The organism is Synechococcus sp. CBW1002, from assembly GCF_015840915.1.
GTDB lineage: Bacteria > Cyanobacteriota > Cyanobacteriia > PCC-6307 > Cyanobiaceae > CBW1002.
Genome location: NZ_CP060398.1, coordinates 1,911,377 through 1,925,043 on the forward strand (window position 1 = coordinate 1,911,377; position 13,667 = coordinate 1,925,043).

The following is a 13,667-nucleotide window of genomic DNA, read 5'->3' on the forward strand; positions in this document are numbered from 1 at the left end:
TTAGGTAGCAAGCTCCGCATTCCTGAGGTGACGCTCGGGACGTGCGGTGCAGATACAGACGGCATGAACCACCCGGTCCGTCATCGCCGAAAGATTGAAGCGCCGGTTGAAGCGGTAAGTGAAGGCGCCCAGGTAGCGGTCGGCGTACTTATCGAATCGCAAGGCGTGAAACGTGCCGCTGAAGCTGGTTTTCAGGTTGCTGAGTATCGTGTTGATCCAGTGGAATTCAGGCAGCTCATTGCGGGACCTATCAGGGAAGTTGTCCGCTCGGGGTGCTGAGCTGAGCACCGAACTTGAGTGTACTGCGGGTTGAGGTTCAGGGTCGCCGTGGCCGGGGTGTCGTTGTCATCGATGGCTGTCTTTGGTCGGGGTTGGGGCGTCCGGCCCCTGTTCGCGGCTGTGTCCGATGGCGCCCACCGAGGGGCGCCATCGGACAGCCACGGGGGCCTGGATTGTTGAGGGTCAAGTAGCGATAGGTTGCTGCGGACGGGGATGGTTGATGCTCACAACCTGTGGCTGGCTCCAGTCACGGATGTGACGACTCCAGCGCTGCGGATTCTTCTGCCGAGCTTCTTCGTAGGTCTTCTGCCGGATGGCACAGATCCCATCGGCCTGGCCGTAGTGCCGCTGATTGGGCGTCACGTACTTGATGCCGCTGTGCCGGTGCTCAGCGTTGTACCACTCGACAAAGCCATCCACCCAGGCTTTTACCGAGAGCAGTTCCCGGAAGCGCCGTAGCGGATAACTCTGGTGGTACTTCATGGTACGGAACCATGATTCAGCGTAGGCGTTGTCGTTGCTGACGCGCGGCCTGGAGAACGAGAGCGAAACACCCAGCTCCGCCATCTTGGCCGCCAAGGCGAATGAGCGCATGGGGGCGCCATTGTCCGAGTGCAGGACCGCAGCAGTCTCCTTGTTGATTCCTTCATCGCGGCAGACGCGATCAAAGAATGCGCTGGCGAGCACGCTGCATTCGCGCTCATGCACTTCCACTCCAAGGATGCGGCGGCTCCACACATCCATCACCATGTAGAGGTAGTAGAATTGACCCTTGACATGGCCGGGCAACAGGGTGATATCCCAGGCCAGCACTTGGTAAACTCCTGTTGCCTCCAGCACCGGGACTGGTCTTGGCTCGCGGGGAGAGCGGGCCCTGCCACGATGATTCAGCAGGCCTTCCTGCCGCATGATGCGATAGATCGTCGACTCTGAACCCACATACATTCTCTCCTCAGCAAGAATGGCCACGATCTGAGCAGGCGCAAGATCGGCAAAGCGCGGATCATTGACGGAGTCAATCACCCGCTGCCGCTCTTTTGCCGTGAATCTGTGAGCCACTTCACGTGGGGCACCCTTGCGGCGGTCCACACTGAATCCCTGGCCGCTGATATCAAGCCCCCAGCGCCGCAGAGTGCGTGAACAGATGCCGATCAGATCAGCAACAGCCTTGATGGAAGCTCCTGCATTGAGGCCTTCATGGAGAAAGTCCATGGCTTTATTTCTCTGCTCTGACGGAATCAGGACTCCTCTTCTTGCAGCCAAAGCTGATCGAGCTTTTTTGACAGCATCAGCAATGTTGCCGCCTCCGAAAGAGCTTTTTCCTTCTTCTGCAACTCACGTTCAAGGCGCCGGATCTGGCGTGCCTGCTCCTGGTTTTTGCGCTGTAGATCCCTGTGGTCGGTCATGGTCGGCGCGCTGGGGCCATTGGCATCCTCAGCGGCCTGGCGCCAGCGGGCAAGCTGTTTGGGGTAGAGGCCCCGCTCACGGCAGTAAGCGCCGAGATCGGGGCCGCTGAGGCCTGCGGCCTGGATCACGGCGGCCAGTTTGTCGGATGCGCCCCACTGCTCCGGCGGCTTGCTGGTGGCCGGCACCAGCTGGCCCTCTTTCTGCCACTGACTGCGCCAGTTGTAGAGGGTCTGGGTAGTGATGCCGGTGGAGCGAGCGATCTCGGCCACGCTCTCTCGGTTGGGCGGGCTCATGCGATTGCGGATCTCAGCCCGCACGGCCTGGTCATAAATCGGTTTCATGGTCCTCGGTTTGGCCCCCTAGTGGATGGGTCAGACCGAGCGGACTTCTTTCCTGACGCAGGGGGTTGGGATGGCGTCCGTTCACTACCACAGGGTGATGGAAGCAACCGACTTCTGCCACGGCTCGGAAGCAAGCCAGTCCATCAGATACCACTTCACACCCTATCGCCAATGAATCCTGGGCCCAGTCAGCGATAGCTGCAAACGAGAACGTCGGGACTGTTGAAAGCTTCACATGAACCGGGCAGCCAGTGTCATCAAGGGAGACGGCGGCAACGATGGGGACCTTGTTTTCCGATCCTCGACCTGTCTTGCCACCACGTCGTTCTCCCCCAAGGTAGGCATCATCCACTTGCACCTTTCCCCGCAGGACATAGGCCTCCTCCCGCTCGCTCATCGCCTGCATGATCTTGTTGTGAACCAGCCACGCGGTGCGGTAGTTCACTCCGAGATGGCGCATCAGGGCGAGGGAGGAAATGCCGGTCTTGGCCTGTCCCACCAAATAGAAAGCGAGGAACCAGGTCGTCAGGGGTAACTTGGTCGCCTCCATGATGGTACCGGCCGTGAGGGTGGCCTGATGGCGGCAGTTCCGGCACTGGTAGCGCTTGTGGCGCCGGCCATGGATGATCCCATGCTCCTGAGTGTGACAACGTGGGCAACGAAAGCCATCTGGCCAGCGCGCTTGCTCAAGTGCGGCCTCACACTTCTCCTCTGTGCCGTAGAGCTCTATGAACTGAGGCAGAGAAAGACTCGGCTGGAACTGGATCCGATTCATGGCCATAGCGATCCCGACGGGTACATGTGTATCAGTCTACGCGCTGGAAGGGCTCTGACGGAGCTTGCTACCTAATCAAGAGCCTACTTGGGGACTCCTGAAAAAGATTCTCGGCCCATCGGCGCCGGATTCGTCCGTTTGCTTCGCGTTAATCAGGCTGGCAAGCGCGGTGACATCAAGTCGGCCAGATCTCAAAAGCCTGGCCTGCAGATGCCCTCAGGCGCTCTGATCGCTGACCAGGCCATAAAAAAGCTGTAGATCCACCCAAAAAGAAGGACAAAAAGGAGGCGCAGCAGCCTCAAGACCTTTTCCGCGCACATCACGACAAAGGCCATCGAGATGGAGGATTCGGCACCAGCTGGTAGACGAGCCATGATCAGATCCAGGGAATACTTGCGCTTTCCAGAGCCAAAGACGCCTTCCACTTCATTGCGTCGAGCTTGATCAGATCGGAGCTGGTGCTTGTGTGCAGTGGTGACATCAGGATCCTTGGGCGGGCGACCCAATCGCTTGCCGGAGAGGCGAATACCGTTCCTCGTGCAGAAATGCCTATTCTTGGCCGTGATATAAATCCGGTCGGCGCAGATGCGCTCTGGGTAAGATCCTGTATCCAGCTTGTATTTTTCCGCCTGAGCGATCAGGTCTTCTCCTTCGTTGTAGGGGTTCCAGCTTATGCGGTGCAGGAACGGAAAGCCGTTTTGAACCGAAACACTGACTTTGGCTCCAAACTCCACCGCAGCACGTGCTTTGCCTCGCACCATTGGGCGGATATGGGTCTGCACAAGATTCACTAGGCGGTCTGGAATGCTGTTGGTCTGAGAGGCGAGCAGAAGGCCCTGTTGCCGCTCCAACTCGCTGCAGGCCAACAACTTCTGCCACCAATGCCTCTTAAGCTCGGAAAGCCTTGCCCCGCAGCCGATCAGAGCATCAATGGCCTTGAGATTCTGCCGCACATAGCCAAGCTGATGTTTAATGGCAGCCTTCACTTTGCGGCGACGTGGTCGTTTTTGCTTCGCCACTCTCAGGAAATGAGCACGAGCAAGGCCACGGTCGTAGCGAGGTCGATGTCTCCTGAATCCCGATGACTGACTGCACAGATCATCAATGACTCGCTCGGTCGTTGTGCGAGCCTCGTTGAGGAGCTTGAGGTCTCTGGGATAGGTGATGTCGGCTGGAGTGCAACTGGCATCAATCGTGAGAGTGCCCCAATTCTTTCCTTCTGGCCAGTCAGCAGGCTTGATCAACGCATCAAGTTCTAGCTGAGCGCCTCCTCCACTGGAATCACGATCATCATGGTCGTCATCGTCTGCTGCCTGAGCAAGTGCTTCCAGAAGGATCTCTTTGCCGCGCTGCACCACCAGCTCGTTGATAAGGCGCAGATCCTCGTCAGAGAAACGCTTGCGAAAGTGCACCATCATCGAGGCATCAAACGGTGCCTTGGCTGTGTAGCCCGCAAAGCCGAGAAAGAACTGAATATAGGCGTTCTCTCTGATCTGATGGACTGTCTCTTCGTCGGTGAGCCCTAACTTCTGTTTGATGTAGAGAGCACCAAAGGCCATTCTCACTGATTTGGCTGGAGCGCCAATTGTGGCGCTGAATTGAGGGGCATAGGTTTCTTCCAGCTCACCCCATGGGATCAGCCCCTCCAGTTGAACCCAGCGATTCTCGGGATCAAGTGTGCCGCCAAATGGCAGGTGGAACTCCTTGATTGAGATCTGACCGTTATTGTGCCTCCGGTACATATGGAGCGATCAGGAGTAAAGGCAATCACGGATTGCCTGATTCACGGCCACTTTAGCGGTTTCTCATGCTTGAGACCAGCTGCGGCGCAATGGATCTGGATTTTTCAGGAGTCCCTACTTGTGGAAAGAATGGTCGGGATGGAGAGGTGGCAACGTTTCCTGGCAGAAGGGGACGCGCCCGAGTATTGTGAGCTCGGACGCTGGTGTCTTCGTGCTTAATGACAAGACTGCACTCTAACTGGTGTAGCTTGTAAGACTGTCAGTCAAGAGCCCCTGCGCGACTAGTTCATGGAAGGATCCAGTTGCCTTAAGGCGATGATCTTCGATGTAAAGGATCTGATCTGCTTCTTGAATGGTTGAAAGCCGATGAGCTACCACAATTCGGGTACAACCTGCATCCCTAATATTCTTGCTAACGACTTCCTGAGACATGGCATCCAAAGCGCTCGTGGCTTCATCTAACAACAAGACCTTAGGCTTTGAAATAAGAGCTCGGGCTATCCCTAGCCTTTGACGCTCGCCACCAGATATACTGGAACCAACTTCGGTTATGATTGTATCAAGCCCCATTGGCAGTTTTTGAATCCTCTCATCAATAGCTGCCTGTTTCAAAGCATGCCACACTTCTTCTTCTGTATAATATTTACCAGCACTAACAATTTCGAAAATGCTTCCCGGCGGAAGTCTTGTTGATTGAATGACGACTCCAACTTGCTGACGATAGTATTTAATGTTCAGCTTAGACAACGGAGTCCCATCAATTGCGATGGAGCCCGACCATGGCTCGTACAGGCCAAGAAGCAATTTGAGTATAGTTGTCTTACCGCAACCACTTTTCCCGGTTATGGCCGTAAAACTGCCCGGCTGCACAGAAAAAGACAACTCTTTAAATAGAAAGTCACTATCGTTTTCATAGATAAATGAAACATTGTTGAAAGATATTGCCCCCTTGATATTAGCCATCACTGCAGAAGGAGAATAACCTTGTTCTTCTTGAGCAAAAATGACTGGCTTAGCGCGATCCCATTCAACCACCGCCTGAGACGCGACGCTAGAGAGGCTGCTTACAGCTGAATGCAGCTGAGAATTGAATGCCACATAAGCACTGTAAAAAGGAACAAAGATAATGATAGACTGGACAAGTTGCTTGGGATCGGCTTGGCCTGGTGAGAGTATAAAATTATAGACTAAATAAAAATAAATTGCAAGTGTTCCTAGAGGATTCCAAATCGAGTTAAAGCTGCTTAATAAGCCACTCCAGTACATGATTCGACGATCAAGATTGGTTGCCAATGAAATCTTACTTGTCCACTCTTTGAAAACAAAGGGCTCACTTCCTGTGGAGCGGATCTGAGGCATTCCAAATATTGTTTGGTACGAAAAGTCGGCCATATCTGCATAGGCTTTAGCCTTGGGTAGCTGTAGAAGTGATTGCCTATGAATTAAAAATACAGTAACTACAATGCTTACAAGGGTCACTCCTGCTGCAACAAAAGCTAGATTTCGATCATATGTAAACATCAATACAAAGTAGACAGCCGAAAATACTAGCGTAAGCAGGGCCAGTAGTACTTGGTTCCCAAGAAGTTGCCTGATTGTCGATATAGATGATACGCGCATCATTAAGTCAGCTGCCGTATATTTTTGAAAGAATTTAAAAGGTAACTTAAGTACCTTGGTCCACACGGCAGTCTGCAATTTGGTATTGACGCTAAACTCAATGGCCAAGAGAGAAAGCGACTGAAAATGTCTACATATTGCCGAACTAATAATGATAAGAGTCGCTGGTATAATGCTTTGAATTAAAAGCGAAAGGCTTGACGAAGGGATGACCGTCTGCACTAGAAAGCTGGTAATCCATGGTACCGCTAATCCAAGTATGGCCACCAAGAGCGAGGCAAATACGATAACGAGCAATTTAATAGTATCTGTTCGGAACGCGTATTTGAGTAATGAAAATGGAGATGTAACACTACTCGGAAAGTGCGAATATGCCTCAAAGATCTTATTTGGCTTTCTTAGGATATTGGGATCAGGATTTTTTGCTATGGCGCCATCATATGGATTGTAGGTGTAGCTTTTTCCTTTGCGTGTAAAGAATACGACATGGGAGCCATCATCCCGAATGACGAGAGTAGGCAAGGTGGGAGGATCGGCTATTGATACCCCAATCGTATCAATGGATGTTCGACGCAAATGGATCTGGTTATACTCATATAAATCTACAAGACTGGTATCCTTGACGAGGCGAAGGGTAGTATCTATTGCAAGTAAAGAGTGGATAAAAGCAAGGGCATCATAGGCATCAATATTGGTTCGCTCTGGCAAGGACTGATCAAGTAACGATGGATCATCGGTGCAGTCTAAAATGGCCTGCAATGTTTGAATCCTTGATTGAGAAAAGGAGTCGTTATTGTCATTCATGCTGTTATTGATCATTGGCTTACCTTCTCAAGCTCTACCATTTTGTTAAAGGCTCCGTTCATTTGTAGAAGTTTAGAAGGGGGACCAGATTCAATAACTTTTCCGCCATCCATAACATAAACATAGTCACTACTAAGGGCTGAGTATAGCCTGTGAGCCACTGTAATTGTTGTAATCTGACGAGATCTTATGTTGTTAAGGACAGCTTGTTCGGTTGCATCGTCGAGTGCACTCGTAGCCTCATCAAGAATCAAAATGCTGGGATTTCTGGCAAGAGATCTAGCTATTGTCAGCCTCTGCTTCTGGCCTCCACTTAAGATTGACCCGAAGGAACCAAGACGCTTTGAATAAGATTCAGCATACTCTAATATTTTGGATTCAATCTCAGCATCTTGACATGAGGAGTAAATCTGCTCCTTTGGTATGCGCGTATCCCAGAGAGCAATATTATCATAAAAGTCAGTATCAAATAGCATAACGTCTTGAGGTATGTAGCCAAGAAACTTGCGAAAGTAATCTGTATCAATCTCTTGAATCTTCAGCTTGCCAACATAGATATTGCCTGATTCAGGCTCAATCAAGCCAGAAATTATCTTTAAGAGCGTCGACTTACCTGATCCACTCGGGCCAACAATTGTTGTATGCGACTTTTCAGGAATAATCATAGATAAATCTTTAAAAAAATAATCTTCATAGAGGCTAAATTTAAAATTAATATTACGGATCTCCAAAGAGGAATCCTGTGGAAGTATCCCAAATGTTGAATCTAAATTTGCTACAAGGGAACGCACGTTGGGGTCCTTGTCAGATCCGTTAATGTCTTGGACCCTTCCAATCACACCCTCAAGGCTTTGCATGGCTGGACCTAATTGTACCAAGGCTGTGATTGGAGCTTGCAAAATACTGCTAAGGAATTGAAATGCTAATAGTCCACCAACAGTAAACTCACCGACGAGTATTAAGTATCCACCCAGTAAAATTGAGCCAATATCGAGAAATAACGTGCTAGCAAAGCTCAGGGTGGAAAGATTTGTTTGCTTGATCCCTAGTTCTTGAGAAGTCTGATTAACGGGGACAAAGTAGTCCATCCATGAATTAAGAGAAGACGACTCCATCCCGGTAGACTTAACTGTTTCTATATCAACGATAGAAAGCAATCCCTTGGAATAGAGAAGTCCTTGATCCATGGCGAGCTTCTTATTGTCGTCTGCAGTTCCTGCAATTTGCCTATTGGTAAAGTACATGTTCAGCATGGTACCAAACAAGGTCAATAGAGTTAAGGGCCAAGAGATAAGAAAGACTGCAAATAAAACAATTGCAGCTTGAAGCAATGTTGTTCCATAAGAGTATATAATGCTGATAACGCTCTGAGAATAAACCAATCCTAGCGTCATTCGACTTGATAGCTCGGATGCAGAGCGCTGAGCTATGAATTTATAATTGGCCTCGAAAAGCTTTGAAAAAATAGCGGCGCTATAGCGCCTGCTCAGGTTAAATTGCAAACGGCGAGCAATTGCCGAGCTAATATTGGAGGAAGCAAAGATAAAGATAATGGCCAATAAGATAAGAATGACAATTGGCATTCCATAGTATGCACGCTGCTTGCTTAGGAAAGAGTTGACAAATTCGGACGTAGATGACGAGAGGAATAGCGTTGGGACAATTCCTATTACTCCTATCGCTAGATTTACTAGAGTAATCTTGGGATAGTAAAAAGGTACCCTGAATATCTCTTTCAAGAGATTAGTAGGCGCTCCACTCTTCTTGAATTCTGGGCCGGGTTTGATTACAAGAGCTACACCGGTATAGAATTTAAGAAATTCAGAGGCTGGCAAGGACCAACGACCCTGTGACGGATCGGACAGATAAGCGCGCCCATTCTTGAAGCCTTCGAGGATAAGAAAATGATTAAAGTTCCAAAAGATAATGCAAGGCAGTTTATCATCGGTTAGTTGATCAGCGGGAATTCGAAAGCCCCTCGCCTCCATGCCTTGTGTACGGGCCGCCTTCAGGAGATTGAGTGCATTAGAGCCATCTCTGGAGACGCCGCAGACATCTCGCAATTCCGAAATACTCTTGTACTTTCCATAGTAAGCAAGAATTGCAGAGAGCGAGGCAGCGCCACACTCAACCACGTCATACTGTAAAACCGGCTTGACGTACTTCATCTATTGATTTCCTGGGAAGGTCGTGGGGCCTTCAAGTCCTGTATACTTCTTGAAATACGGTATTGCAATCTGCAGCGGAGTTTGGGTGTCGACAGCTATACTAATGTCAAGTTGAACCCCAACTCTTGGGGCGGCGTCGGGGCTGCTATTACCCGTCCATCTGTATTGATTGTCTGCACCAACTTTCTCTAGGGCCATTAGTATAACAGTAGGAGTTTGATCGGAATTTGATGCCGCACCCACTGCAGACTGTAGGCCACTTAGTTTGGCGATGGTCTCGCGATCTTTTGAGTAAGGCAAGACCTGCGTGATGTATCCCTTAATCCCTCCGTATTGAGACTTGTCTACCCCTTGTGGTGTGGCGACGACTTTCATGCCTGTCCGGACAAGGCTTGAGTAATTATCATCAACAAAGCCGATGACTTGATCGGGAAGCTGGCTTGGGGGGACGGAGGAAATGGACATTACAGTTGTGCCTGCCTCTACAAGTTGCTGAGTTCCCAAGTCAAGACTAACGACATACCCTTCGGCCGGGGAAATGATATAGTGCTTATTGATAAATCCTTTCAGTGTTGTGAACAATTCAGCCTGTGCCGATTTTTCTTTGGCTTCTAACTCCGCAAGGCGGGACTTAAGATTAGTTATTTGAGTGGCAGTCTGCGCGGCTGCAGATTTGGCAGAAAGCACTTGCTGGTTGTCTGAGGCACCTTGCGTCAATAATCCCTCGTATGACGAAACTAAATCACTCTTGAGGCGCAACTCTTTTTGATACATCTCTATATCAGTGAGTGCGGCTCTGCGGGCTGCTCGAATCTCGTTAAGGCCTGAATAGGTTCTGCCAACGCTCGTGCGCAGGTCGGCGCGTTCAGTCTCGTTAATAATAAGTCCCAGAATCTGGTGTTCTTTGACTGCGAAGCCGGATGTGCCAATCGTTTCCGCTAATGACGTTGTACTAGTTAATGCCGCGTACTTTCTAAAGCTTTGGTCTGTCGAGTCTTCGAGGAGGGCGTTGGCCAGCTGGATCATCTGCTCTGTGCTCGGCAATTGAGATATCCGCTGAAAATAGAATGAGATTATTTCTCGGTCAACAGTTTGGCGCAATGTAATAATTTCAGGGCTAAAGAGAATAACTCTTCCGGAGGAGTTTGTGGAGACTGGGATGTTTTGATTGACATCAAGAATGATCCCGCTTGCGGGAACTCTAATCGGAATGGGTGCAACGGCTGCCCAGGCTGTTGCAAGAAAGGCCGCGGTAAAAAGTGTTCCAATCACCAAGCGCGTAGGAAGCAGCAGTAATGAGGCCGGTCGTGAAATGGGAGTCGATCGACGAGCATCGAGAGCTTCCTTGGAAAATATGCTATCCAATGCGTCCTGAGATCGAGGGTGTGACTATCTCTCATTATGCGGATGAAGCCCCTCCCTTGTCAACACAGGCCTGATCCAACGCTGACTTCCCGTCTGCTTGGTGTCAACATACCTAAAAGTGAGCTCAATCCGTGCTCGTGGCCGCTCGCACGCCTCCTAGGAGCCCGTCGCGCAGAGATCACCGTCTGCACTCTCCACAAACGCTCCTAAATCTGCCCAGATCCCAGTGACTGCAATGGATCTGGGTGAGAAAATAGGGCATTAAGAAGCCCAAATCCTTGCGCCCCTGCCAGCCGGAGCAGGCCACCTTGCTGCCGCCATCACCGAGTGACTGGCTCTCGGATGACCACCAGGTGTATTTCCTGCTCGATCTGGTCGATGAGCTCGATCTCTCGGCGATCCTGATCCCCGCTCAGGCCAAGGATCCCCGCGGAGAGAAGGGCTTTGATCTGCGGGATGTAGCCACAGGCTTCCGCGCAGCGGTTGACGATGCTTTTGCTTTACGCCTACTGCGTGGGCATCGTCTCCTCCCGCAAGATCGAGCGTGCCTGCTGCGAGGATCTGGCGTTTCGCGTGCTGACCGGTCATCAGCAACCTGATCACAGCCGTATCAGTGAATTCCGGCGCTGCAACCTTGATGCCCTCAAGGGCCAGTTCATTCAGATCCTGCGGCTGTGCCAGAAGGCTGGGATGGTGCAGGCCAAGTGCCTCCAAGCACAAGGCGATAGTCACGAGCGGATGCTCAGGGTTGAGAAGGAACTGGAGAAAGAGATCAAGTCTGAACACCTTCGTGCCCGAGAGACTCACGCGCAAGGCTTGAATTCTTTGTATGAATCTACAGTGGTTGCACTGGGCAATGTTGAGTTGCCTCGGGGAACGGCCTCCCGAGGCGCTCATGACAGTCAGCTTTTGGTCCAGCTAAGTGAGGTGCTACAATTTTGTAAATTTCTGTGGTTCAACTGGATCACAAGGCTAAAGTCAAAGCATTATGCAAAGATCAGCCCTACGTATACCTCGGTGTTTATCTGCAGCGCTGTCTATCACCGCATGGCTTTCGCTAGCAGCATGCACTACGTCCAGCCAGCAAAAAGATCTGATTTTGGGAATTCAAGGTGCTGGTGGACTGACTGAAACAGAGCGCCAATTTAAGCCGCTGGCAGACTACCTGTCTCAAAGTCTATCTCGCAATGTAAAGGTTGAGGTCATGCCCTCCTATCAAGCGGGCATGAACAGCATTAAAATCCATAAATATGCAATGGCGAAGCTTGGCCCCTATGCTTATGCCACTCTTCCGGTTAATTCGGGCTACAAGCTATTTGCGGGCGAGAGCTCTAAGGGTCTACCCTACTATTACTCCGTCTTCATAGCTCGCGCTGACTCTAATATCAAAGAGCTATCAGACGCCCGCGGCAAGAGAGTTGCACTTGGGGATCCTCTGTCGGCATCTCAGTCTGTCCTTATCAACCGAGAATTGGCTTCTCTAGGCCTTTCAGCGGGAGTTGACTATACGGTCGTTAGGCTTGATAATCATAAAGCCATTCTTAATGCCTTGGCATCCAATAAGGCCGATATTGGCCCAGTCTCTTCGCGTTTTCTTCCCAAGATTCTAGCCGCTAGTCCTACGCTTTTTTCTGATCTAGTTGTTATTGGCAACTCAAGGCGTATTCCAAATGATGCCTGGGTCATCGACAGCACGCTTCCCAGCGACCTGAAGAGCAAGATTGAAGATGCATTCTTCTCCCTTGATGACACCAAAGTTACTGAAGAAATAGAAAATGTTGATCTGTTCAGGAATGTCTCCGATGACGAATATGATTTTTTGCGCACCACTCCTAGGTCTGCCAAGAAGTAGCTCTTGATGTCTGCAATTGAAGCTGGTCAATATGACTTAATTATTGTAGGAGCCGGCTTGTCCGGATTAAGTCTTGCTTCCTCTTTGCCAAATCATTCAATCCTGATTCTTGAAGCGGAAGACTATGTTGGAGGACGAGTTTGCTCGCATCAGCTAGATGGGGTGTTCGCTGAACTCGGAGCCATCTTCCCTTTCAAATCAGCCAGACTTTCAGATTCTGATTCTATCCCACTTGCTAAGCCGCTTGGTTTGTATGAGAATGGCGTTCTCTATCTTGGTAGCGATCCGCTTGAGGTTCTCCGCAGTGCCAACGGAGGCTTAACGCCTGATTTTGATCTGTTGGCATCTTTTACCAATCCATATATATCCCTTTTAAATGGGAAGCTTCGAATTCAAAATCAGTCGTTTGGAGATCTGAGCCGGTTCTCTGCACATATGAAAAGTCAGATTGATGCATTCCATAGGGTTATTCACCCCGAGTCTGTTAATCTATATTCTCCAGCGATTGTGGGTCATTCTCTTGTTGACTGGCCTTGTCTATTCAATGATGCGCCCAATACCAGCTTTGTCAACAGTCTATTGGAGAGCTTAGGGGGGCGAGTCGCAGTGCGTACGGGATGTCTTGTGAGCCAGGTTTCGCCTGGTCCATTCGGACAGCCAGTGGTTCAGTATCGGACTGGCTCCGATACCTTTAGTACTCAGTCTCGGTTCTGTGCAATTACTGCTCCGGCCAGCCAAATGCTCGGCATGTTGAAAGACTTCCAGTCGTCTAACTGTAGTTTCTACCGTGATGTGCTCTATGCCTCTGGCATGGTATGCGCCATGGTTGTGGACGAATCGTCTGATTTTCCGCGGTATATCGTTAGCACTGACCAAATCTGGTCTTCCATGATACCTCTAACCCGTAGAGGCAAGACCATTCTACACTTTTATATCACTGGATCGCAAGCTGTTTCTCTCTGGAGCTCTTCAGATGTTGAGATTGTGCGTAAGCTTGGCGAATCAATACGCTCAATCGGTCTTGTTGAGAGATTCTTTGGCGCCACCGTTCGGCGATGGCGTGAACTTGGGCCCATACTTTCTGAACAGCTCAGGCTGAGCTATTATCCTAAGCATTATCGGCTTGCTCATAATCTTTGGTTTGCGGGTGAAATGGCTCTGTATACACCATCTTCGCCCCTTAGCTATGGAATGTCCGCCGCGATTAAGGCGGGCAAAATGATTGCTTCTGATATATTATCCGCATAGCCCCTGCTTTTTCCTGTCACGACGCACATTCGTCAATGCCATTGCTGCCACCTTTGATTAGGGCTC

8 protein-coding genes and 4 pseudogenes are annotated in these 13,667 nt (G+C 50.2%); 3 read left to right on the forward strand and 9 right to left on the reverse strand.

What is annotated here, in order from left to right; all coding sequences use genetic code 11:
* From H8F24_RS09230 to H8F24_RS09260, 9 genes and pseudogenes are all read right to left on the reverse strand, one after another.
* Positions 1-249, reverse strand: a pseudogene (locus tag H8F24_RS09230) (transposase); the annotation flags it as partial.
* Positions 250-462: 213 nt separating this feature from the next.
* Entirely contained in the window at positions 463-1,542 is a 1,080-nt protein-coding gene (locus H8F24_RS09235; RefSeq protein WP_231598145.1) for an IS3 family transposase, read from the reverse strand.
* Positions 1,518-2,027 carry a transposase gene (locus H8F24_RS19430; protein ID WP_197170293.1) on the reverse strand — a complete coding sequence of 170 codons (510 nt, stop codon included), beginning with the start codon at positions 2,025-2,027 and terminating at the stop codon, positions 1,518-1,520. Before H8F24_RS19430 ends, H8F24_RS09235 begins: the two co-directional genes overlap by 25 nt.
* 58 nt (positions 2,028-2,085) lie before the next feature.
* Positions 2,086-2,808: pseudogene (locus tag H8F24_RS09240) on the reverse strand (IS1595 family transposase); the annotation flags it as partial.
* 185 nt (positions 2,809-2,993) lie between these two features.
* Positions 2,994-4,544, reverse strand: coding sequence for an IS5 family transposase (locus H8F24_RS09245; RefSeq protein WP_197158698.1), 1,551 nt, complete (start codon positions 4,542-4,544; stop codon positions 2,994-2,996).
* A gap of 234 nt (positions 4,545-4,778) precedes the next feature.
* The gene (locus H8F24_RS09250) at positions 4,779-6,968 is read right to left on the reverse strand and encodes an ATP-binding cassette domain-containing protein (protein WP_197171872.1); all 2,190 of its coding nucleotides are present in this window, start codon (positions 6,966-6,968) and stop codon (positions 4,779-4,781) included.
* Positions 6,969-6,979: 11 nt separating this feature from the next.
* Positions 6,980-7,603 (reverse strand): annotated as a pseudogene (locus H8F24_RS20160) (ATP-binding cassette domain-containing protein); the annotation flags it as partial.
* Positions 7,604-7,915: 312 nt separating this feature from the next.
* Positions 7,916-9,136: pseudogene (locus tag H8F24_RS20165) on the reverse strand (cysteine peptidase family C39 domain-containing protein); the annotation flags it as partial.
* Entirely contained in the window at positions 9,137-10,411 is a 1,275-nt protein-coding gene (locus H8F24_RS09260; protein ID WP_197158701.1) for a hypothetical protein, read from the reverse strand.
* Between the two features lie 603 nt (positions 10,412-11,014).
* Between H8F24_RS09260 and H8F24_RS09265 the strand changes: the two genes are divergently transcribed.
* The 3 genes from H8F24_RS09265 to H8F24_RS09275 are packed head-to-tail and all read left to right on the forward strand — an operon-like array spanning position 11,015 to position 13,601.
* Positions 11,015-11,632 carry a transposase gene (locus H8F24_RS09265; RefSeq protein ID WP_197158702.1) on the forward strand — a complete coding sequence of 206 codons (618 nt, stop codon included), beginning with the start codon at positions 11,015-11,017 and terminating at the stop codon, positions 11,630-11,632.
* On the forward strand, positions 11,541-12,353 hold the full coding sequence (gene phnD, locus H8F24_RS09270; protein ID WP_231598262.1) for a phosphate/phosphite/phosphonate ABC transporter substrate-binding protein: 813 nt from the start codon (positions 11,541-11,543) through the stop codon (positions 12,351-12,353). The genes H8F24_RS09265 and phnD overlap by 92 nt, the downstream gene beginning before the upstream one ends.
* A 6-nt stretch (positions 12,354-12,359) precedes the next feature.
* Positions 12,360-13,601: an FAD-dependent oxidoreductase gene (locus H8F24_RS09275; RefSeq protein WP_197158703.1), complete on the forward strand. Its 1,242-nt coding sequence runs from the start codon at positions 12,360-12,362 to the stop codon at positions 13,599-13,601.
* The last annotated feature ends 66 nt before the right edge of the window (positions 13,602-13,667 follow it).